Here is a 21,037-nt window from a genome sequence, read left to right as displayed (position 1 = left end):
TAGCCAAACCGTGGCGCAAGTAAGTCATGCAAACCCGGCGCTTGACCGACTTGGAAGGGACTCAAGCCAGCAAGCGCTCAGCGAAACGAGCGGGTGCGCCGCACCGGTGCAAACGCGGTCGGCGCGGACGCGCCTCCAGCCGCGTCGACCTGCCCGCCTGAGGCGTTGCCAAGCGGCTCGTTGAGCAGCACCAGCGTCAAGTCGCCCCGCAACAACGGCTTGGCAAGAATCTGATACACATCGATATCGAACTGCGCCACGGCGCGCGGCGGCGCCCGCTTGCGGCCCGCCGCCTGTGGACCGAGATAGCACCAGCGGTCCACCAGCTGCACCTGGCGCAGCCCGTCCGACTCCTCGACGATGCCGACCGGCCCCGCATACGGCCACGGCGCCACACGCCACGGCAGCAAGGCGGCGCCAACGCGCGCCGCGTGCTCTGCCACTGCCTCGCCGACACAGGCGCCGCCACAGCGCCCCAGTTGCCGCGCGAAACAGGGCCGGCCGCGCGCCAGCGGCTCCAGGCCCAGCACGCCGGCGCACAGGCCGTGGGCGTCGGCCAGCTCGCGCAGCGCCTGCTGCGCGCTGGCCCGGCTGCCGTACAGGCCGTGCAAGCCCTCGGTGGCGGCGAAATCGCAGTCACGCGCGAACACCAGCTGCGGCGCGCCGCCGTCCAGCCGCCACGAGCACATCTCGCGCAGGCGGCGCAGCTTCTGGTTGAACACCGGCTGCAACTGCTTGATCAGCTGCGACTCGCGCAACAGCGCGCCGAGCTCGCCGCCGCAGCGCTCGAAGTCGACCCGGCGGGTGCGTTGCAGCATCTGGCTCTCGTCCGGCGTGCGCAAATGGCTGAGCACCCGGCTGCGCACATTGACGCTCTTGCCGACGTAGATGGCGACCCCGGCCTCGTCGCGGAACAGGTAGACGCCGGGCTGGCTGGGCAAGGCGTCCAGGCTGGCGCGCTCGATGTGCTCGGGATAACTGAAGGAAAGGGCCGGATCGCCGTGGATCAACAGGCCGACCGAGCTGACATGGGTGCGCATAACAAGCTGAGGCTGAAAACGAGTGTGGAAAAGAAGCAAATCCGAAGCGAATCCGAAACGGACCAGCCCGATCATACGGCGTTTCCGCCAAGTATGGTACATTCTCGCCTCGATTCGCTCCGCCCCACCCCGCCATGTCCGCCCTGAAGTACCTGAGTGCCTACTCCGAACAAACCCAGCAACAAGTGTCGCAACTGCTCGCGCAAAACAAATTGGGCGAGGTGCTGCTCAAGCGCTACCCCAAGGCGCACGACTTGCGCACCGACAAGGCGCTGTACCAGTACGTGCAGGACTTGAAGACCGAGTTCCTGCGCAACGCCGAGCCGATCAACAAGGTCGAGTACGACAGCAAGATCCACGTGATCAACCACGCGCTGGGGCTGCACACCTCGATCTCGCGGGTGCAGGGCGGCAAGCTGAAGGCCAAGCACGAGATCCGCGTCGCCACCATGTTCAAGGAAGTGCCGCTGGAGTTCCTGCGCATGATCGCCGTGCACGAGCTGGCGCACGTGAAGGAAAAGCAGCACGACAAGCCCTTTTATAAGCTTTGCCAATATATGGAGCCGAATTATCACCAATACGAATTCGACTTGCGGCTCTACCTGACCCAGCTGGACCATGCCGGACAGCGTTTATGGTTGCCGGGCTGACCCACCCGCCCCGCCGACTGCCCGAAAAAAAACCGCTCGATGAGCGGTTTTTTTAGTTGCGCACCAACGCTGCGCGGGCGCGCAGCCCTCAGGCGGCTTTTTTACGACGGCTGACGAAGGCCAACAGGCCCAGCCCGGCGGCCAGCATGGCGTAGCTGCCTGGTTCCGGCACGGCGCTGACGTTGATGTTGTCGAACTGGAAGTCGCGTGCCAAGTTGCGGTCTTCCTGCCAAGTGACCGACTTCAGGTTGGTGAAGCCGCTGAACGCGTTGTTGGTGAAGCTGAAATTCTTGCCGAACGTGGCGTCTTGGCTGATCGTGCCGCCGGAAGCGAAGGTGCCGGTGAAGGTGACCGAATTGCCGCCGACGTTAAGCTTGGAGAGCTTGATCAGGTCGATGGAATTGAAGTTGAAGGCGCCGCCGTCGGCGCGCTGCAGCTCGATAACCGAACCGAAGGTGCCCGCCACGGCGGTCGAACCGGCGTACTGCAACAAATTCAGGTTCGAGGTGGCGACCAGGCTGGCGAACAAGCCATGCGCAGTCACCTTGAAGCCGTCTTCCAGATAGCTCGGTACGGTCAGCGGCACGACGAGGCGGTTGTTGGCCAAGTCGGTGAAATCGATCACGGTGGCATGGGCGCTGCCGGCAAGGGACATGGCGGCGAAGGCCAGGGCGGAAACGAGGGTAGAAGTTTTCAAATGAGCTCCAATGAATGTGGTCAAGTCTTGTCGCCTGCTCCAAACACCTCGCGGGCCTAGACTGAAGTATGTCCGAGTGATGCTATTGGAACACAAACAATGAATTTTTGATACCTCAAGTTGCCAAATATAATTACCAGTAAAGCATGCATAATCACTATCCAAGAATTCCCACGGGAAAATGCCTGAAATGCAATTTGATTTATTTTGAGCAACGTTGTTGCAATGCGACGCAAGGAGGCCGGATCGGCCGGCGCCGCGCGAGCATCGACACCGCGAACGCAAAAAAGCCGCCGGGCCTGGGCCGGGCGGCTGTTGGGTTTGGGGCCAGGTTAGCCCGCGCCGGGTGTCGGCGTCAGGCCTGCTGCGCCCGCATCCGTTGCAACAGCGGCTCGGCCGCCGTCTCCACCATCATCAACGCGGCGTGCGCCGGACGGATGAAGCCTTGATCCTTGGCGTGGTCGATGAAGCCGACCAGGCTGTCGTAGAAGCCGTCGACGTTGAGCAGGCCGATCGGCTTGGCGTGAATGCCCAGTTGCGACCAGGTCAGCATTTCGAACAGTTCCTCCAGCGTGCCCATGCCGCCCGGCATGGCGATGAAGCCGTCGGCCAGCTGGGCCATCATGGCCTTGCGCTCGTGCATGTCCTTGACGATGAACTGGCGCGTCAGGCCGGTGTGCCCCACCTCGCGCTCGACCAGCGCGGTGGGGATCACGCCGCTGACCTCGCCACCCAGGCGCAGCACCTCGTCGGCGATGATGCCCATCAGGCCGACGTTGCCGCCGCCGTAGACCAGGGCGATGTTCTCCGCCACCAGGGCGCGGCCCAGCGCGCGCGCCGCCTCGGCGTAGACGGGGTTGGCGCCGGCGTTGGCGCCGCAATATACACAAATCGATTTCGTCACGTTTCTAGTCCTCAAGTTCTTCTTTGGCCGCTTCGACGTCGAGCCGTTCCATGGCATCGCGCGGTTCGCAGGCGGCCGCCTGTTCGTACAGGGCCACCGCCTCGGCCATTTTCTTTTTTCCGTCCAACATCACCAGCGCGTTGGCGTATTCGATGCGCGCGATGGCCGAGTCCGGGTTCAATTCCAGCGCCTTCTTGAAGTGCTTGAAGCCCTCCTCCTTCTTGACGCCGTAGGTCAGGCCGCCGATCATGGCGCCGACCTTGTCGATGATCTCGCTGTGGTAGGCGCCCAGCGCGATGTGCGCGTCGGCGTGCTTGGGCGCCAGCTTCAGCGTGCTGTCCAGGCTGTGCTTGACCTTGGCGCCGACGCCCTGCGCCAGCGCCTTGACCACCGAGATGCCCTGGGCGTAGCGGCCCAGCGCGTAGGCGTGCCAGTAGAAGCCGGCGGCGTTGCCGGGCTGCTCGGTCTGCTGGCGCTCGCAGCGCTCGGCCACCTCCTCGTAGGTGGCGATGCGCTTCTTCTCGCTCTTTTCCAAATAGGTGGCATAGATGCAGGTGGCTTTGTGCGCCACCGAGTAGCCTGCCACGCCGATGTCCAGGCCGAGCTTGGCGGCCTGCTCGAAGTCGCCGGCATGGAAGGCGATCCAGACCTGCACCAGCGCCGGGTCGCTCGGGAAGGGTTCCGCATCGCCGACGTGCAACCTGGCCCAGGCCTTCTTCAAACTGGCCGGGGTGTACACATAGGCCGGGTCGGGATGCGGAAATTTACTCCATGCCATGTTTGGTCTCCGTAAAGGGTTTTACTTCAGCTTTTTCAAATATTCTTCGGACAGTTTTTGGAACAAGGTATGGGTTTCGCCGCGCAGATACGGACCGATCTGCGACAGCACCTGGTAGCAGCCGCGCGCCAAGGCGTCGGCCATCGACTGCTGCTCGGTGTATTTGCGCGGGTTGCGCACGTATTCGTAGGACAGCCAGTAGGTCGCCACCACCACCATGTTGGTGGCCATGGCGTCGATCGCCGCGTCGGAGGCGTCGAGCGACTTCTCGCTGCGCAAGTCCTCGCACAACTGCTTGGCGACCTTGATCTTGTGCGCCAGGATCTGCTTGAAGTGCAGCTCCAGCTTGCGGTTGCGCGACAGCAGGTCGTTCAGGTCGCGGTAGAAGAAGCGGTAGCGCCAGATCAGCTCGAACATCAGGTGCAGGTACAACCACACGTCCTCGATGTTCGAGCGGCGCCCGTCGGGCACCGTCAGGATGCGCTCGATCTCCGCCTCGAACTGGATGAAGATCGAATTGACGATGTCGTCTTTATTGCGGAAGTGGTAATACAGGTTGCCCGGCGAGATATTCATCTCTTCGGCGATCACCGTGGTGGTGATATTCGGCTCGCCGAATTCGTTAAACAAGCGCAGGGATAATTCCAGAATGCGTTCGCGGGTGCGGCGGGGAGCTTTTTGTAGCATAGCAGGAGATCTCTCTTTATTCTCCTGCAAGCATAACACCGATACCGCGATCTTAGAAACAGATGGGCGCTTAAATGCCATGGGCAACTTTTAAATAACGTTCAAGGTCGTCGAGCGTGGCCTCCAGCCGCGCCAGCGCCTTGCGCGCCGGCGTCTGGCTGACCAGGCTCAAGCTGGTGTCGCGCAGCACCGCCAGGTTCAGCCGCAGGCCGTGGCGGGCCAGCTGGGGCCCCAGCGTGGCGCGTTGCTGCCACAGCGTCAGCCGGGTGTTCTGGTAGGCCAGCTCGCCCATGCGGCGGCGGTTGTTGTAGCTGAAGATGTTGGAGAAGAACATCTCGGCGTCGTCCTCGTCCGGCTGGAACAGCAGGATGTCGACCTCGGGATGGCTGACCCGGTAGCCGGCCATGCCGGTCTCCAGGCGCGAATGCAGGATCGCCCGCAAGGTCTGCGCCAGCACGTCGACCAGGCCGCCGCTGGCCAGCTTGCGCGCGCCGGCCCGGATGCCGGCGTTGTAGGGCACGATGGGGTTGACGCACAGCAGCAGGTCGACGCCGTGCTCCAGCGCGATCGAGGCGTGCATGGTCTTGCGCAGCGCGCCGTCGACGAAGTGCTCGCCATCGATCTCCACCGGCGGGAACAGGCCGGGCACGGCGGCGCTGGCCTGCACCGCCCGCGAGATGGGCACGTGGTCGCGGCCGGGCGTGCCGAAGCGCACCGGCTTGCCGGTATCGAGGTCGGTGGCGACGATCACCAGCTTGTGGCGCAGGCGGCGGAAGTCGTCGCTGCGGCCGGCCTGGGCGAAACTGGCGCGCAGGAACTCGCCGATGGCGTCGCCGGTGAAAAAGCCGGCCGGCAACACCTCCTTCATGCGCTCGAACGAGGCGGCCAGGCTGCCGTTGCGGCCCCAATAGTGGACCAGCGAGCCGGCCAGCAGGCCGGGCAACGCGGCGGCGCGCTTCTCGAACTCGTCGCATGCCGGGCGCAGCAGCGTCTCCGGCTTGAACAACACGGCGCCGTCGACGGCGTCGACATCGCTTTCGATGAACAGGCGACACATCTGGCGCGGCGTGACGCCGTTGGCCAACCCGGCGGCGATGATGCCGCCGGCGCTGACGCCGACATAGATCTCGGCCTCGGTCAGGTCCAGGCCGTCGACCGCCTCTTCCAGCGCGGCCAGCGCGCCGATTTCGTAGACGGCGGCCAGCGGCCCGCCGCCGGCCAGCGCCAGCCCGACGCGCGCGGCTTTGGCGCCGGCCGGCCGGCCACTGGCCGGCTTGATGCCGGCCTGCTTGGCGCGGGCCGGCGCGGGCCGCGCCGGCGACTGTTTCAATTGCTTAGACATCCGCAGCTTTACCGATCAAAAAAAGGCCTGCGCACAGCACAAGCCCGGTCGAACCAAAACGACTACATGTTGTCCGGTTCCCCTTGGACCCGGCCCGTGCACCGGCCGGGGGAGAAGACCAAGGGGAATCGGCGCGGCGGCGATTACACCACTGGCGTCACAGCGTTGTCGCTGTCGTTTGCGGAAGCCTTCTGGGCGGCCGGCTTCTTGGCGGCGGCAGCGGCCGTCACCGAGGCGGCGGTTGGAAAGCTGATCGCCGGTTTGGCGGCGACCTTGGCTACTGGCTTGGCGGCAGCTTTGGTGGCAGGTTTAGCGGCGGCTTTTGCGGCTGGCTTGGCTGCGGCCTTGGCGGCTGGCTTGGCGGCTGCTTTGGCGGCAGGTTTCGCTGCGGCCTTGGCGGCCGGCTTTGCTGCGGCCTTGGCCTTGGCGGCCGGTTTGGCGGCGGCCTTGGGGGCAGCTTTGCTGGTGACCTTAGGCGCGGCCTTGGCGGCGGCTTTCGGCGCGGCCTTGGCCTTCGGCGCGGCTTTTACCGCCACTTCCTTGACTGCCGGCAGCTTTTTGCCGGACAGCTCGGCGACCACCTTGCTCAGTTGCTCGACGCGCTTGGTCAGCGTCTGGATATCCTTTTGGGTCGGCACGCCGATCGAGCCCAGGGCGCGCGCGACGCGGTCCTCGAAGACCTGCTCCAGCTTGTCCCACGAACCGGCCGCCTTGCTGCCGACATCATCGGCCAAGCCGCTGACGGTGTCGCGCACGTCGGCGACTTTTTCTTCGGCGATGTTGCGGGTGCGCTTCTGCAAATCGGTGCCTTCCTTGACCAGTTTCGAGAACACGCGGCCGCCCTCTTCCTGCGCCTTGGCGAAAGCGCCCAGGCCGGCCTGCCAGATTTGCTGCGCCGAGTTGCGGACGGCACTAGCCAACTGTTTGTCATTGTCTTTTGCCAGGGTTTTCAGTTTCTTTACCATGTGTGCTCCCGTATATTTTCAAATTGAATCGGATTTACATAATTTCATTCTAGACAGCAAAACTAGAGATGGGATTCTAATGCGGTAGAACGGCCGTTCTAATCGCGGCGTCGGCAAAACGGAGGGCTTGCCAATCTCCGGCGGGCCTGTAATGATTCAGCAGCGAATTACCAAAAACACAAAAAAGGAGAATCAGGATGCAGTACTTTGTTACCGGTGCGACTGGCTTCATCGGCAAACGTTTGGTCAAGAAATTGTTGGCCCGCAAAGGCAGTGTAGTGCATTTCCTCCTGCGTGAAACCAGCCGCGACAAAATACCCGCCCTGCTCGAGTTTTGGGACGTCGGCAAGACCCGCGCCATCCCCGTTTTCGGCGACCTACGCAGCCCCAAGCTGGGGGTGGCCAAGGAGGATATCAAGGCGCTGAGCAAGAACATCGACCACTTCTACCACCTCGCCGCCATCTACGACATGCTGGCCGAGGCCGACGAGCAGATCGCCGTCAACGTCGACGGCACCCGCAACGCCGTCGAGTTCGCCAACGCGATCCAGGCCGGCATCCTGCACCACGTCAGCTCGATCGCCGCCGCCGGCATGTTCGAGGGCATCTTCCGCGAGGACATGTTCGACGAGGCCGAGGGCCTGAACCACCCCTATTTCGCCACCAAGCACGAGTCCGAGAAGATCGTGCGCAACGAGACCAAGGGCGCCTGGCGCGTCTACCGGCCCGGCATGGTGGTGGGCGACTCCAAGACCGGCGCGGCCGACAAGATCGACGGCCCCTACTACTTCTTCAAGCTGATCCAGCGCATCCGCCAACTGCTGCCGCCGTGGATGCCGACCGTCGGCATCGAGGGCGGCCGCATCAACATCGTGCCGGTCGACTATGTGGTCGACGCGATGGAGCACATCTCCCACCTGCCCAAGCTCGACGGCCGCGCCTTCCACCTGACCGACCCCGAGCCGATGCGCGTCGGCGAGGTGCTCAACACCTTCTGCCGCGCCGCCCACGCGCCGACCATGAGCATCCGCATCAACGCCGCCCTGTTCGGCTTCATCCCCAAGTCGATCCGCCAGGGCGTGTTCGCGCTGTCGCCGGTGCGCCGGCTGCGCGACGCCATCATGAAGGACCTGGGCCTGCCGAACGACCTGATGAACTTCATCAACTACCCGACCCGCTTCGACAACCGCGACACCGCCATCGCCCTGAAGGGCAGCGGCATCGTCTGCCCGCGCCTGGACCAGTACGCCACGCCGGTGTGGGACTACTGGGAGCGCCACCTCGACCCGGCGCTGTTCATCGACACCACCTTGCGCGGCCAGGTGGCCGGCAAGGTGGTGCTGGTGACGGGCGGCTCGTCGGGCATCGGCCTGGCGGCGGCGCACAAGCTGGCCGAGGCCGGCGCCGTCACCATCATCTGCGGCCGCGACGGCGACAAGCTGGCCGCCGCCAAGGCCGAGGTCGAGGCGCGCGGCCACAGCCTGATCACCTACCAGGCCGACGTCGCCGACATGGCCGACTGCGACCGCTTCGTCGCCCTGCTGATCGCCGAGCACGGCGGCGTCGACGTGCTGATCAACAACGCCGGCCGCTCGATCCGCCGCGCCATCGAGGCCAGCTACGACCGCTTCCACGACTTCGAGCGCACCATGCAGCTGAACTACTTCGGCTGCCTGCGCCTGACCATGGGCCTGCTGCCGCAGATGATCGCGCAAGAACGCGGCCACGTCGTCAACATCTCCTCGATCGGCGTGCTGACCAACGCGCCGCGCTTCTCCGCCTACGTCGCCTCGAAGGCGGCGCTGGAGGCGTGGACGCGCTGCGCCGCGTCGGAGCTGGCCGACGTCGGCGTCAAGTTCACCACCATCAACATGCCGCTGGTGCGCACGCCGATGATCGCGCCGACCAAGCTCTACCAGAACGTGCCGACCCTGTCGCCGGAGGAGGCGGCCGAGATGATCGCCGAGGCCATCGTCCACAAGCCGGTGCGCATCGCCACCCGGGTCGGCGTGTTCGGCCAGGTGCTGCACGCGCTGCTGCCACGGGTGGCGCAGATCGTGCTCAACACCTCGTTCCGCATGTTCCCCGACTCGGACGCGGCGCAGGGCGGCGACGGCAAGAAGGCGCCGCCGATGAGCTCGGAGCAGATCGCCATGCAGCAACTGCTGCGCGGCGTGCATTTCTAAGCGATAAAGGGATGCCGGACATGGGCAATTGAAAACCATCGCAAGCATCGCGCTGCTGTGCGCACTCGTGCCCGCGCGGGCAGCGCCGCTCAAACCGGTGCTGGCCTGCCAGTTGGCCGCCGGACAGCGCGTTGAACTGCTCAGCGAGACGCGCGGGCCGGACGGCGACGCCTTGTTCCTGAAATTCTCGGGCGCGACCAAAAAGGCCTTCGACGATTTCCCCGAGACGGAGTTCATCGGCACAGTGGTGCTGGCCAAGTGTGTCGACCGGGTTCTGCTGTTCGGCCTCGACTACGGCCCGCCCTACCTCAAGTCAAGGGCGCGCCGCTTCACGACACCAGGCGCGGCCCGTGCACCTGGGCGTGCAGGCGGAAGCCCTCGCGGATGTTCTCGCGCAGCACGGCGCCCTTCCACGGCTTGGTGTAGAAGCGGTCGATGGCGCCGTGGTTGATGGCGGCCATGATCGGCGTCAGGTCGGCGTAGGCCGACAGCATGATGCGGAAGGTGTCCGGCGCCAGGTTCTTGACCCGCTCCATGAACTCGGTGCCGCTCATCAAGGGCATGCACTGGTCGCACAGGATCACCTGGACGCGGTGGCGCGCCAGCACGTCGAAGCCCTCGGCGGCGGTCTGCGCGGTGAGGATGCGGTAGCCGTCCTGGGCCAGGAAGTCGGTCAGCACGTCGAGCATGAAGGCGTCGTCGTCGACGATGAGCAGGGTCTGCTGGTCGGGCGCCGCCTCGTCGACCGGCGCCTGCAGGGAGCGGCCCTCGCGCAGCATCGCCTCGAACTCCTCCTCGGGCAGCGGGCGGCTGAAGTAGTAGCCCTGCATCTCGTCGCAGCCGTGGCGGCGCAGGTAGGCCAGCTGGGCCTCCTTCTCGACGCCCTCGGCGATCACCTCGAGCTTCATGCTGTGCGCCATGTTGATGATGGCCAGCACGATGGCGGCGTCGTCCGGGTTGCTGGTGACCTCGCGCACGAAGGCGATGTCGATCTTCAGCTTGTCGATCGGGAAGCGCTTCAGGTAGGCCAGGCTGGAGTAGCCGGTGCCGAAGTCGTCGATCGAGATCTGGATGCCCAGCGCCTTCAGGTTCTGCAGCACCGTGATGGTCTCCTCGGCGTTCGACATCAGCGAGCTCTCGGTGAGCTCGAGCTCGAGCAGCTCGGGGGCGATGGCGTGCTCGGTGATGGCGCGCATCACCTCCTCCTCCAGGCCGCCGACGAAGAACTGGATGCCCGAGACGTTGACCGACAGGTGCACCGCGCCGGTGCCCGACCTGCCCCACTGGCTGATCTTGCGGCAGGCCTCGTGCAGCACCCAGGTGCCGACCCGCACGATCAGGCCGGTCTCCTCGAGGATGGGGATGAACAGGGCCGGCGAGACCATGCCGTGGCCGGGCCGCTTCCAGCGGATCAGCGCCTCGGCGCCGCTGATGCGGCCGCTGCCGATGTGCACCTTGGGCTGGAAGAACAGCACGAACTCGTTGTGGTCGATGGCGCGGCGCAGCGCGTTCTCCAGGTCGAGCCGGGCCAGCGACTGGGCGTTCATCTCGGCGGTGAAGAAGCGGAAGGCGTCGCGGCCGGCCTCCTTGGCGCGGTACATGGCCGTGTCGGCATACTGGATCAGGGTGTCCGGGTCGAGGCCGTCGTCGGGGAACACCGAGATGCCGATGCTGGCCGTCACCGTCACCTCGTGGCCCTTCAGGTCGAAGGGCTTGCGCATGGCGTCGCGGATCTTGTCGACCACGGCGATGGCGTTCTGCGCCCCCTCGGGCAGCATCAGGATGGCGGCGAACTCGTCGCCGCCGAAGCGGCCGATGGTGTCGCGCACCCGCAGGCAGTCGACCAGGCGGCTGGAGAACTGGCGCAGCAGCTCGTCGCCGATGGTGTGGCCGAGCGTGTCGTTGACGTTCTTGAAGCGGTCGACGTCGAGGAACAGCACGGCCAGCGCCCACTTGTGCTCGGCCGCCTGGCCCAGCGAGTGGCTCAGCGAGTCGTAGAACTGGCTGCGGTTGGGCAGGCCGGTCAGGGTGTCGAAGTGGGCCAGCTTGAGCAGGCGCTGCTCGGCCTCCTTGCGCTCGGTGATGTCGCGCGCCACCGCCACCAGGATCCAGCTCTGCCCCGAGCGCAGCGTGCGGCGCTGCACCTCGACCGACAGCGGGCTGCCGTCCTTGCGCTGCAGCAGCAGCTCGGCCATGGCGCCGCTCTGGTCGCCCGAGAGCAGCTTGTCGTACAGGTCGTCGAGCCGGTTCAGGTCGCCGTCGACCGCCTTGTTGGGGCCGACCTTGAGGAAGTCCTCGCGCTCGTAGCCGAGCATGCGGCAGGCGGTGACGTTGACGTCGACGAAGCACATGCCGGCGCGGTCGACCAGGAAGATGGCGTCGGCGGTGGCGTCCATCGCCAGGCGGAAGCGGCGCAGGTCCTCGTCGAGGCGGATGCGGGCGTTCATGTCCAAGGTCAGCTGGGCGTGGTGGCGCTTGATCTCCTCGTACAGCAGCAGGTTCTCGTAGGCCACCGAGATCTGCGCGGCGACGGTGGCGGCGACCCGCTCGTCGACCTCGGAGAACTCGTCGGCGCCGAGCTTGTCGACCAGGTAGAGCCAGCCGTGGGTGCGCTCGCGCGAGGCGATCGGCACGCCGAGGAAGGAGTGCACCGGCGGGTGGCCGGGCGGCAGGCCGATCTCCTGCGGGTCGCCGCCCAGGTCGTTGATGCGGCAGGGCTGGCGGTGCTCGAGCAGCTTGCCGAGGATGCCGGCGCGCGGCGTGGCGGCGATCTGCCGGGCCTGCTGGCCGATGCCGCAGGAGGCGAAGTAGCTGAGCTCGGCCGCGCCCAGCTCGAGCACGCCGATGCAGGCGTACTTGGAGACGCAGATGTTCTGCGCCACGCGGCAGCCGATCTCGATCAGCGCCAGCGGGTCGCGCTCGGCGCCGAGCTCGATGCCCAGCTCGATGAGCGCGGTCAGGCGCAGGCTGACCGCCTGCAGGCTGGAGAGCGAGCGCGACAGCCGCTCGGTCATCAGCGACAAATTCTCCGGCTGGGCCGCCGCGCCGTCCTGGTGGTTGGCCAGCTGGGTGATCAGCTGGCTGCTCGACTCCAGCTCCCCAAGGTATTCGGCGACCTTGTTGTCGATGCCGTGGAAGCGGCCGGCGGCCGGCGGCTCGGGCGCGAAGCCGGGCAGCAGCTCGGGCTCGGCGGCCAGGCCGAGCGCCTCGTGCACGGTGCGCAGGATGACGTCGGGGTCGGACGGCTTGGGCAGCACCCAGCGCACACCGCAGGCCTGCGCCACCGCCATCGCCTCGCGCTCGCGGTAGGTGGCGGTGTAGAAGATGATCGGCACCTCGGCCGTGGCCGGGTCGCTGTGCATGCGGGTGACGAACTCGTAGCCGTCCATGTTGGGCATCAGGATGTCGGAGATGACCAGGTCGGGCCGCTCGGCGTGGACCATCTTCAGGCCCTCGGCGCCGTTGGCCGCCTCGAGCAGGCGGTGGCCGCCGTAGCCGAGCAGGGTCATGAGGAATTCGCGGTTGAGCACGTGGTCGTCGACGATCAGGATGGTGGCCACGTCGGCCTTGGGCGGCGCCGCCAGGGTGCCGGGCAGGAAGGCCTCGATCTGGGTGACGAAGGAGTCCGGCTCGATCGGCTTGCCGATGTAGCCGTCGAAGCCGGCCGCCAGCAGGCGCTCGCGGTCGCCCACCATGGCCAGCGCGGTCACCGCCAGCGCCGGGATGTGGGCCAGCGCGGCGTCGGCCTTGAGCGCGGCGACCACGCCGTAGCCGTCCAGCTTGGGCAGGTGGACGTCGCAGATGATCAGGTCGGGCAACTCGCGGCCGGCCACCGCCACGCCCTCCTCGCCGTCGTGGGCCTGCAGCGGGGTGTAGCCGAAGGCGCGCAACAGATAGACCATCAGCTCCATGTTGGTCGGATTGTCTTCGATGATGAGGATGCGGGCTGACACGTTAGCGCTCCAGGTTGATCATGTTGTTACACGGGGGCGCCGTGCCGCCCTCGCGGCGGCGGCCGTCCCGATGGGTCGGGCTAGTCAAGGGGCAGCGCCAGCGTGAAGGTGCTGCCCTCGCCGGCCCGGCTGTCGAACAGGATCTGGCCGCGCAGCAGGCCGGCCAGCTTTTGGCTCAGGTGCAGGCCCAGGCCGGTGCCCTCGTATTGCCGGGTGCTGCCGGCGTCGAGCTGGGTGAAGGCCTGGAACAGCTTGTCGCGGTGCTCGGCGGCGATGCCCACGCCGGTGTCGCTGACGCTGAAGGTGACGCATTCGCGCTCGTCGAAACGGGCCACGCTGAGGCGCACCGACACCTCGCCCTGCTCGGTGAACTTGACGGCGTTGTTGACCAGGTTGATGAGGATCTGCTGCAGCGCGCGGCGGTCGCTCAGCAGGCCGATGTCGTTCGGCGTGGCGCGGAACTCGAGGCGCAGGCCCTTGTCGCGCGCCAACGGCTGGAAGCTCTGCAGCAGCTCCTCGACCAGGGCGCGGCACTGCAGCGGCTCGAAGTGCAGCTCGACCTTGCCCGACTCGATGCGGGTCAGGTCGAGCAGGTCGTTGATCAACGACAGCAGGTGGCGCGCACTGGCCTGGATGGTGCGCAGCTGCTTGTCCTGCGGCTCGTTGAGCGGGCCGGGCAGGCGCATCAGCAGGGTGCCGGTGAAGCCGATGATGGCGTTGAGCGGGGTGCGCAGCTCGTGCGACATGCTGGCCAGGAACTGGTCCTTGGCACGGTTGGCGCGCGCCAGCGCCAGGTTGTTCTCGTGCAGCGTGCTCTCGATCAGCTTGCGCTCGCTGATGTCGCGGATCGCGCTCATGATCAGCGTGCCCTGCTCCGTCTCGATCGGGCTCAGGCTGATCTCGACGGGGAACTCGCGGCCGTCCTGGCGCAGGCCGTACAGGTCGCGCCCCGAGCCCATCGGCCGCGGCCGCGCCTGGGCGAAGTAGCCGCTGCGGTGGCCGACGTGGCCGCCGCGGAAGCGCGCCGGCATCAGTTGCTCGAGCAGCATGCCGCGCATGGCGCCGTGCGGGTAGCCGAACAGCGCCTCGGCCTGGCCGTTGGCCAGCACCACGCGGCCGCTGGCGTTGGCCATGACGATGGCGTCCGGGGTCGACTCGAGCAGGCCGCCGTAGCGCGCCTCGAGCAGCTTGGCGTCGCGCAGCACCTTGAGCTGGGTGACGTCCTTCTTGCTCCACAGGATGTACTCGACGGCGCCGTCGGTGCCGCGGATGGCCTTGGCCGAGCCGTCGACATACACCAGGGCGCCGCTCTTGGCGCGCCGCATCGACTCGTAGTTGTAGCCGCCGTTGTCGAGCGCGCGGTCGTGCGCGGCGCCCGCCTCGTCGGCCTGGCCGGGCAGCATGATCAGCTCGTCGAGCGGGCGGCCGACGGCCTCGCCCTCGGCATAGCCGAACACGGCGGCGGCGCCCGGACTCCAGCACACCACCTCGCCGGCCGGCGTCGTCAGGATGACGGCGTCGGGGGTCTCGTTCAGGATCAGGCTGCCGAAATCGATTGCCATCGTGGACCTTGTCTGGGGGTGCCGCGGACGTGAACGGCGCACGAATAACCATACAGCAACACACGCCCGATATTCTCACAAAAACTCACCAACAGCCGCTTCCGGCGACCGCAAAACAACAGCCGGGGGCCGTGCCGCTGGAAAACAGTCTACCGAAGCCGGCCGGCGCTGTCCATCGCCCCGCGCGGCGGTGCGCAGGCGGCGATTTCGGCCAGCACGCATTGCATCACGCTAGCGTCCGAGCCCAGCGCGACGTGGCCGACGGCGCCGAAGGCCAGGTTGCGGGCGCCGGCCAGGCGGGCCGAATCCTGCGGCGCGACGATGTTGTCGTGGTGCGAGAAGAGCGAGACGACGGTGACGCCGGCGCCGGCGGCGCCGGCGGCCTCTGCGGCCTCGGCCCGCGCCAGCGCCGCCAGCCAGGCGCCGCCGTGGCGCATCTGCGCGGCGTTGGCGCCGGGGCCGAGGCGGGCCAGCGCGGTGCCGTGGTGCGGACTGCCGAGGGTGATCAGGCGCGCCACCCGGGCCGGGCCGTCGGCGCGCAGGTAGCTGCGCGCCACCAGGCCGCCCATGCTGTGGCCGAGCAGCACCACCTGCGGCGCGCCGGTGCGCGCGCACAGCATGGCGACGGCGGCGCGCACCTGGGGCACGAACTGGTCGATGGCGGCGCCGGGCGGCGCCAGGTCCAGCGCGTAGTGGCTGATGCCGGCGCGGCGCAGCTGGCGGCCCAGCCGGCGCCAGTAGCCGCCGTTGCAGGCGTAGCCGTGCAACAGCAGCACCGGCGGCGCGGCCGGCGCGGCTGTGGCCGGCACGGCCGGTGGCGCCGGCGCCAGCCACATCGGCGACGGCAGCAGCATGTCCCAGGACGAGCTGCGCAGGCTGGCGGCGAACTCGCGCCAGCACAGGCGCAGGGCGGCGGCCGGGCCGAGCTGGAACTCGGCCGGCACGGCGCTGCGCCAGCGCCGGCTCAGGCGGAAGTTGTTCAGGTTGATGGCCAGCCGCACTGCCAGCACGGCGCCCACTCCGGCCGCCAGCGCCGCCGCCGGCTGCCAGCCGGCGCCGCGCCACAGGCCCCAGGCCAGCGCCAGCGCGGCCAACGCCTGCACCGCCAGCAGCCAGGCCAACAGGCGGCGGATCACGGCGCCGCCCGCGCGGCGCCGGGCGCGGCGGCCACGCTCAGGCCTGCGGGCGCGGCGCCGGCCGCCCCGTCATCTGCTCGGCCAGCCGGCTGGCCAGGCGCGCGGTGATGCCGTAGATCGACAACTGCGGGTTGGCGCCGATCGAGGTGGGGAACAGCGAGCCGTCGTGCACCGACAGGTTGGCCACGCCGTGGTAGCGGCCGTCGGCGCCGACCACGCCGAGCCGCTCGTCGTCCGACATGGTGCAGCCGCCCATCACGTGGGCCGACACCACCCGCGTCGCCAGCGTCTTGAACGGCAGCGCGTTGATGCCCTTGCTGGCCGCCGCCCAGCTGGCGTACTGGCCGGCCGACTCGTGCACCGGCGTCACCGTCTTGGCGCCGGCGGCGAACTGGATCTCGGCCATCGACAACATCGAGCGGCGCACGCCATCCCAGACATAGTCGCTGATCGGGTAGTCGAGCACCGGCGCGCCTCGGCCGTCGAGGGCCACGCTGCCGCCCGGCGCGTCGCGGTGGAAGCCGTCGCGCAGCAGCGCCAGCAGGGCGTGGATGTGGGGGAACTGCGCCATCATGGCGGCGTGCGCGGCGCCGAAGCCGGCCATCGTCGTCGACAGCAGCAGCGGGTGCAGCGGCGGCGCCTCCAGCTTGTAGCCGATCGGACCGTCGACCGGGCCGCTGTGCAGGAAGTGGTCGGAATAGATCGACTGCGGCGCGCCGGCGTAGCCGTCGACGCGCTGCTCGAACAGGCCGGCCGAGATGATGGTCGGGTGCAGGAAGGTGCGCTTGCCGAGCAGGCCGTGCGGGTCGGGCGCGGCTGAGCGCAACAGCAGGGCCGGCGAATTGATGGCGCCGCCGGCCAGCACGAAGTGCTTGGCGCGCACGCTGACGCGGCGCCCGGTCTCGGCCAGGCCGGCGGCGTCGAGGGCGACGCAGTCGAGTTGCTCGACGCGGCCAGCGCGCAGCACGAAGCGCTCGGCGCGCACCCGCGTCAGCAGGCTGGCGCCGTGCGACAGCGCCGACGGGATGGTGGTCACCAGCATCGACTGCTTGGCGTTGGTCGGACAGCCCATGCCGCAATAGCCCAGGTTCCAGCAACCGTTGACGTTGCGCGGAATGACCGCCGTCGACAGGCCCAGCTTGGCCGCGCCGCGCCGCAGCAGGTCGTTGTTCTCGTTCGGCGCCGCCGCCCAGGGGCTGACGTGCAGGCGCTGCTCCATCAGCGAGAACCAGGGCGCCAGCGCCTCCTCGCTGTAGTCCTTCAGGCCGAAATGCTGCTGCCAATGGGCCAGCGTGGCCGGCGGCGTGCGGAAGCTGGAGGTCCAGTTGACGGTGGTGGTGCCGCCCACGGTGCGGCCCTGCAGGATGTTGATGCCTTTGTCGCGCGTCTTGCGCGCGGCCGATTCCTGGTACAGCGCCGGGTAGGCCTCGGCCTCGCGCATTTTGAAGTCCTTCGACGACTTCAGGGCGCCCTCCTCGATGATCAGCACCTTCAGCCCGGCCAGGGCGAGGATCTCGGCGGTGACACCGCCGCCGGCGCCGCTGCCGATGACCACCACGTCGGCCTCGAGGCTGCGGTCCTCGCCGAGCTGGGCGCCGTCGGTGACCAGCCAGCCTGCGGCCAGGCCGGCCTGGATCGGATCGGGGATCACCGTGCGCACCGGCGCGGTGGCGGCGCCGGTGGCGGTGGCGTTGGTGGTGGCGGTATTGATGGGGATGATGGTGTCGGTCATTGCGGCTTCCGAAAAGGTGGCGCGCGGCACGGCGCGGACGGGACGGCGCTGCGCGGCGGTTCTATTCTAGGGGCTGGGCCAGTTTCCTGGCGCGCCAATTGGGCTGCGGGTGCGGGCCGGGGCCCGCGCTGGGGTCGGCTCAGGCCAGTTCCTTGATCGGGCCGGGATAGCCGATCGCCGGCCAGCTGGCCGGATCGGAATACCAGGCGCCGAGCACCAGGTCGTGCAGCGCGTGGTAGGCCGTTTGCAGCGTGGCCAGGCGGTGGTGGCGCCAGCTTTGCAGGAACTCGTCGACCTGGGCCGGCGTGGCGCTGGCCCAGTCGCCGGACACGCCGGCCAGGAAGCGCCGCGCCGGCGCCAGCGCCAGCAGGCCGAACAGGTCCTGCACCTCCTTCTGCGTGGCCAGCGGCAGGCCCCGGACGGCGCCCTTGACCCGCTCGGCGGTGTGGGCCACGGCGGCGCCGCGCGCCGCCGGTTCGCTCGGCAGCATGCCGGCCAACAGCGCCGGGATCAGCGCGCCCAGCACCAGGCTGGCGTCGCCGTCGAGGGCGAAGGGGGCCAGCGGCGCCGGCCCGCGCACGGCGCGGTAGACGGCGCCCCCGGCGGCCAGGCCGATGGCGCCGATCAGCCCCAGCTTCAAAAATCGTCTGCGCTTCGTCTGCATGTCTCCATCCTGTTGTGGTTTTCTTATCCAAGCAGTGTACGACAAAGACCCAGCCGCCCCGGCGGCAAAAATAGAGGGCCAGATCTACTCACTTCTGGTACAACGCAGGAATGAGAAAAGAACAGTTGGTGCAGACCCTGGAGGAGCAACTGCGCACCGTCAAGGCGGAGCGCCAGAGCGCCATGCGCGATCCGGCCCTGCTGGCGGCGCGCACGGCGCTCAAGCGATTCCAGTCGGCCCGGCTGGCGGCCAGCCACGCCGACCTGCTGGCGGCGCCCGACAGCGGCGACGCCGCGCTGTTTTTCCTCGATGAGCTGTACGGCGCCAACGACCTGGGCCGGCGCGACGCCGACCTCGAACGCATCATCCCCACCCTGCAGCGCATGCTGCCGCTAGCCGCGCTGCAGGCGATCACCGAGGCGATCGTGCTCGACGCCCTGTCCGAGCGGCTCGACATGGCGATGGCGCGGGCGCTGGGCGAGCGCTTCGACCAGGCCGGCTACCTGGCCGCCTACCGCGCCACGGCGGCGCCGGCCGAGCGCGAGCGCCAGCTGGCGCTGGTGCAGGCGCTGGGCGAATCGCTGTGCGCGCTGGTCAAAGTGCCCTTCCTCAGCGCCACCCTGGGGGTGATGCGCGGGCCGGCGCGGCTGGCCGGGCTGGGCGAGCTGCAGCGCTTCCTGGAACGCGGCTTTGGCGCCTTCAAGAAGATGCGGCAGGCCGGCCGCTTCGTCGACACCATCGTCGGCCGTGAGCGCCGCGTCATGCACAACATCTACGCCGGCGCGGCCGATCCGTTCGCGCCGGACTGAGCGTCGCCGCCAACGACGCCCCGCCACGGACAAGGAGCCAGGGTCAGACCCTAGGGTCTGACCCTATGTGCGCGCCGGCGGGTATTGTCGCCCCGGGGGCGGCGCCGTCCTCAGCCCTTGTCCGCGCCGCCGTTGCCGTCCGGGCGCGGCGCCACCATCTGGCGGGCGATGCCGCGCAGGATGTTGACCTCCTCGGTCTCGAGCTGGGCGCGGGCGAACAGGCGCTTCAGGCGCGGCATCAGCTTGCGCGGGTTGGCGGCGTCCAAAAAACCGATCTCCACCAGCGACTGCTCGAGGTGCTGGTACATGCCCTCGATCTGCTCGTGGCTGGCGGCGTGGCCGTGGAAGCCGACCTCGGAGGCGCTCTGGCGGCCCTCCAGCGCCGCCATGCGGCACTCGTAGGCCAGCACCTGGGCCGCCTGGGCCAGGTTCAGCGAGGAGTAGTCGGGGTTGGCCGGGATGTTGATGAGCACGTTGCACTGCTCGACCACCTCGTTGGGCAGGCCGAAGCGTTCGTTGCCGAAAATCAAGGCCGCGGTCAACTCGGGCTGGCCGGCCAGCTGCTCGGCCAGCTGGCGCGGCGCCAGCACCGGCGGCGAGAACTCGCGCAGCCGGGCCGACACGGCGGCGGCGAAGTTGACCCCCTCGAGCGCCTCGGCCATGCTGCCGACGACGCGGGCCTTGGCCAAAATGTCCTGCGCGCCGCTGGCGAAGGCGACCGCCTCGGCGTCGGCCAGGGCGTCGTCGAAGCGGGGCGTGACCAGCACCAGCTCGCTGAAACCCATGGTTTTCATGGCGCGGGCGACGGCGCCGATATTGCCCGCGCGGCTGGTCTGGACCAGAATAAATCGCAGCCGAGTGAAAAGAGACGTGTTGATTTCGGGCAGGTTCATTTAAAATAGCGCTATTGCGCGGTATCGATACGGAAAATTCGGGGATGTCAGCAGGCCAGCCGGGGTGGATTTGTCACCCGGCGGCGCTGCCAGACGGGATTTTAACCTTTCGGCGCCGCACCGCTCTTTAATTCATTCTTGTACTCTATTGCCCCGCCGGGACGGTTGTCGCCCCGGTGGGCGATAGCGTTCTTTTACCGGAAGCTTACATGCACCCAATGCTCAACACGGCGATCAAAGCCGCCCGCCGCGCCGCCGCCGTCATCAACCGCGCGTCCTTCGATCTCGACCGCGTCACTGTGACCGAGAAACAACACAACGATTTCGTCACCGACGTCGACCAGGCCGCCGAACAGGCGATCATCGAGGTGCTGTCCAAAGCCTACCCCGACCACGCCTTCCTGGCCGAGGAGTCGGGCGCTTCCAAGAACGCCAACGACGAGACCGAATTCACCTGGATCATCGACCCGCTCGACGGCACCACCAACTTCATGCACGGCTTCCCGCAGTACTCGATCTCGATCGCCCTGGCACAGCGCGGCGTGATCACCCAGGCCGTCATCTACGATCCGGTGCGCAACGACCTGTTCACCGCCACCAAGGGCGCCGGCGCCTACCTGAACGACAAGCGCATCCGCGTCACCAAGCTCGACCGCATCGCCAACGCCCTGCTGTCGACCGGCTACGTGGCCGGCAGCCCGCGCGCGCTGGCCGAATACCTGAAGATGTACGGCATCATGGCCGAACGCTGCCACGGCGTGCGCCGCCCCGGCAGCGCCGCGCTGGACCTGGCCTACGTCGCCGCCGGCCGCCTCGACGGCTTCTACGAGAAGGGCCTGAAGCCCTGGGACATCGCCGCCGGCGCCCTGATGGTGACGGAATCGGGCGGCATCGTCGGCGAGTTCAGCGGCGAGTCCGACTACCTTTACAAGGGCGACATCATCGCCGCCAGCCCGAAGATCTTCGGCCAGATGGTCGGCCTGCTGGGCGAATTCGCCTAAGCCGCGTACTTTGTTACAAAAAAGGAGGGTCGCGGCCC

17 protein-coding genes are annotated in these 21,037 nt (G+C 67.8%); 4 read left to right on the top strand and 13 right to left on the bottom strand.

Annotated elements, in window-relative coordinates; translation table 11 throughout:
- Nucleotides 1-77: 77 nt before the first annotated feature.
- The gene (locus BM252_RS14965; protein WP_174900540.1) at nucleotides 78-1,040 is read right to left on the bottom strand and encodes an endonuclease; all 963 of its coding nucleotides are present in this window, start codon (nucleotides 1,038-1,040) and stop codon (nucleotides 78-80) included.
- A 134-nt stretch (nucleotides 1,041-1,174) separates the two neighbouring features.
- On the opposite strand from BM252_RS14965, the gene BM252_RS14960 reads away from it, so the two are divergent.
- Entirely contained in the window at nucleotides 1,175-1,690 is a 516-nt protein-coding gene (locus BM252_RS14960) for a M48 family metallopeptidase (RefSeq protein ID WP_093388464.1), read from the top strand.
- A gap of 88 nt (nucleotides 1,691-1,778) precedes the next feature.
- Here the strand turns inward: BM252_RS14960 and BM252_RS14955 are convergent, their stop codons facing one another.
- The 6 genes from BM252_RS14955 to BM252_RS14930 all read right to left on the bottom strand — a co-directional run bounded on the left by BM252_RS14955 (nucleotide 1,779) and on the right by BM252_RS14930 (nucleotide 7,063).
- Entirely contained in the window at nucleotides 1,779-2,387 is a 609-nt protein-coding gene (locus BM252_RS14955) for a PEP-CTERM sorting domain-containing protein (protein WP_245774266.1), read from the bottom strand.
- A gap of 355 nt (nucleotides 2,388-2,742) precedes the next feature.
- Nucleotides 2,743-3,291 (bottom strand): LOG family protein, encoded by a 549-nt coding sequence (locus BM252_RS14950; protein ID WP_245774265.1) that lies wholly within the window; start codon nucleotides 3,289-3,291, stop codon nucleotides 2,743-2,745.
- A 4-nt stretch (nucleotides 3,292-3,295) separates the two neighbouring features.
- Nucleotides 3,296-4,069 (bottom strand): tetratricopeptide repeat protein, encoded by a 774-nt coding sequence (locus BM252_RS14945; RefSeq protein WP_093388462.1) that lies wholly within the window; start codon nucleotides 4,067-4,069, stop codon nucleotides 3,296-3,298.
- Nucleotides 4,070-4,090: 21 nt separating this feature from the next.
- Nucleotides 4,091-4,756, bottom strand: coding sequence for a TetR/AcrR family transcriptional regulator (locus BM252_RS14940; RefSeq protein ID WP_093388461.1), 666 nt, complete (start codon nucleotides 4,754-4,756; stop codon nucleotides 4,091-4,093).
- A gap of 70 nt (nucleotides 4,757-4,826) precedes the next feature.
- Nucleotides 4,827-6,098 carry a patatin-like phospholipase family protein gene (locus BM252_RS14935; RefSeq protein WP_093388460.1) on the bottom strand — a complete coding sequence of 424 codons (1,272 nt, stop codon included), beginning with the start codon at nucleotides 6,096-6,098 and terminating at the stop codon, nucleotides 4,827-4,829.
- 143 nt (nucleotides 6,099-6,241) lie between these two features.
- Nucleotides 6,242-7,063 carry a phasin family protein gene (locus BM252_RS14930; protein ID WP_093388459.1) on the bottom strand — a complete coding sequence of 274 codons (822 nt, stop codon included), beginning with the start codon at nucleotides 7,061-7,063 and terminating at the stop codon, nucleotides 6,242-6,244.
- Nucleotides 7,064-7,260: 197 nt separating this feature from the next.
- On the opposite strand from BM252_RS14930, the gene BM252_RS14925 reads away from it, so the two are divergent.
- Nucleotides 7,261-9,249: an SDR family oxidoreductase gene (locus tag BM252_RS14925; protein ID WP_093388458.1), complete on the top strand. Its 1,989-nt coding sequence runs from the start codon at nucleotides 7,261-7,263 to the stop codon at nucleotides 9,247-9,249.
- A gap of 329 nt (nucleotides 9,250-9,578) precedes the next feature.
- Here BM252_RS14925 and BM252_RS14920 read toward each other — a convergent pair whose 3' ends face one another.
- The 5 genes from BM252_RS14920 to BM252_RS14900 all read right to left on the bottom strand — a co-directional run bounded on the left by BM252_RS14920 (nucleotide 9,579) and on the right by BM252_RS14900 (nucleotide 18,296).
- Nucleotides 9,579-13,202 (bottom strand): EAL domain-containing protein, encoded by a 3,624-nt coding sequence (locus BM252_RS14920; protein ID WP_093388457.1) that lies wholly within the window; start codon nucleotides 13,200-13,202, stop codon nucleotides 9,579-9,581.
- Between the two features lie 80 nt (nucleotides 13,203-13,282).
- Complete coding sequence (locus BM252_RS14915) at nucleotides 13,283-14,764, bottom strand: PAS domain-containing sensor histidine kinase (RefSeq protein ID WP_093388456.1); 1,482 nt, start codon at nucleotides 14,762-14,764, stop codon at nucleotides 13,283-13,285.
- 149 nt (nucleotides 14,765-14,913) lie between these two features.
- Entirely contained in the window at nucleotides 14,914-15,900 is a 987-nt protein-coding gene (locus BM252_RS14910; RefSeq protein WP_093388455.1) for an esterase/lipase family protein, read from the bottom strand.
- Nucleotides 15,901-15,937: 37 nt separating this feature from the next.
- Nucleotides 15,938-17,632 carry a GMC family oxidoreductase gene (locus BM252_RS14905; protein WP_093388454.1) on the bottom strand — a complete coding sequence of 565 codons (1,695 nt, stop codon included), beginning with the start codon at nucleotides 17,630-17,632 and terminating at the stop codon, nucleotides 15,938-15,940.
- Nucleotides 17,633-17,771: 139 nt separating this feature from the next.
- The gene (locus tag BM252_RS14900; RefSeq protein ID WP_093388453.1) at nucleotides 17,772-18,296 is read right to left on the bottom strand and encodes a hypothetical protein; all 525 of its coding nucleotides are present in this window, start codon (nucleotides 18,294-18,296) and stop codon (nucleotides 17,772-17,774) included.
- A 110-nt stretch (nucleotides 18,297-18,406) separates the two neighbouring features.
- Between BM252_RS14900 and BM252_RS14895 the strand changes: the two genes are divergently transcribed.
- Nucleotides 18,407-19,105: a DUF8198 family protein gene (locus BM252_RS14895; RefSeq protein ID WP_093388452.1), complete on the top strand. Its 699-nt coding sequence runs from the start codon at nucleotides 18,407-18,409 to the stop codon at nucleotides 19,103-19,105.
- Between the two features lie 110 nt (nucleotides 19,106-19,215).
- Here the strand turns inward: BM252_RS14895 and BM252_RS14890 are convergent, their stop codons facing one another.
- Entirely contained in the window at nucleotides 19,216-19,998 is a 783-nt protein-coding gene (locus BM252_RS14890) for an RNA methyltransferase (RefSeq protein ID WP_093388451.1), read from the bottom strand.
- A gap of 218 nt (nucleotides 19,999-20,216) precedes the next feature.
- On the opposite strand from BM252_RS14890, the gene BM252_RS14885 reads away from it, so the two are divergent.
- Nucleotides 20,217-20,999 carry an inositol monophosphatase family protein gene (locus BM252_RS14885; RefSeq protein WP_093388450.1) on the top strand — a complete coding sequence of 261 codons (783 nt, stop codon included), beginning with the start codon at nucleotides 20,217-20,219 and terminating at the stop codon, nucleotides 20,997-20,999.
- Nucleotides 21,000-21,037 lie beyond the last annotated feature (38 nt).

This window comes from Rugamonas rubra (assembly GCF_900114705.1).
In the GTDB taxonomy this organism is placed as follows: domain Bacteria; phylum Pseudomonadota; class Gammaproteobacteria; order Burkholderiales; family Burkholderiaceae_D; genus Rugamonas; species Rugamonas rubra.
Note: the sequence above shows the minus strand (reverse complement) of the source record. Positions and strands in the feature narration are given on the sequence as shown.

Coding starts and splice junctions, on each gene's coding strand:
- BM252_RS14965 (WP_174900540.1), bottom strand. CDS start 1,040: ATGCGCACCCATGTCAGCTCGGTCGGCCTGTTGATCCACGGCGATCCG.
- BM252_RS14960 (WP_093388464.1), top strand. CDS start 1,175: ATGTCCGCCCTGAAGTACCTGAGTGCCTACTCCGAACAAACCCAGCAA.
- BM252_RS14945 (WP_093388462.1), bottom strand. CDS start 4,069: ATGGCATGGAGTAAATTTCCGCATCCCGACCCGGCCTATGTGTACACC.
- BM252_RS14940 (WP_093388461.1), bottom strand. CDS start 4,756: ATGCTACAAAAAGCTCCCCGCCGCACCCGCGAACGCATTCTGGAATTA.
- BM252_RS14935 (WP_093388460.1), bottom strand. CDS start 6,098: ATGTCTAAGCAATTGAAACAGTCGCCGGCGCGGCCCGCGCCGGCCCGC.
- BM252_RS14930 (WP_093388459.1), bottom strand. CDS start 7,063: ATGGTAAAGAAACTGAAAACCCTGGCAAAAGACAATGACAAACAGTTG.
- BM252_RS14925 (WP_093388458.1), top strand. CDS start 7,261: ATGCAGTACTTTGTTACCGGTGCGACTGGCTTCATCGGCAAACGTTTG.
- BM252_RS14915 (WP_093388456.1), bottom strand. CDS start 14,764: ATGGCAATCGATTTCGGCAGCCTGATCCTGAACGAGACCCCCGACGCC.
- BM252_RS14905 (WP_093388454.1), bottom strand. CDS start 17,632: ATGACCGACACCATCATCCCCATCAATACCGCCACCACCAACGCCACC.
- BM252_RS14900 (WP_093388453.1), bottom strand. CDS start 18,296: ATGCAGACGAAGCGCAGACGATTTTTGAAGCTGGGGCTGATCGGCGCC.
- BM252_RS14895 (WP_093388452.1), top strand. CDS start 18,407: ATGAGAAAAGAACAGTTGGTGCAGACCCTGGAGGAGCAACTGCGCACC.
- BM252_RS14890 (WP_093388451.1), bottom strand. CDS start 19,998: ATGAACCTGCCCGAAATCAACACGTCTCTTTTCACTCGGCTGCGATTT.
- BM252_RS14885 (WP_093388450.1), top strand. CDS start 20,217: ATGCTCAACACGGCGATCAAAGCCGCCCGCCGCGCCGCCGCCGTCATC.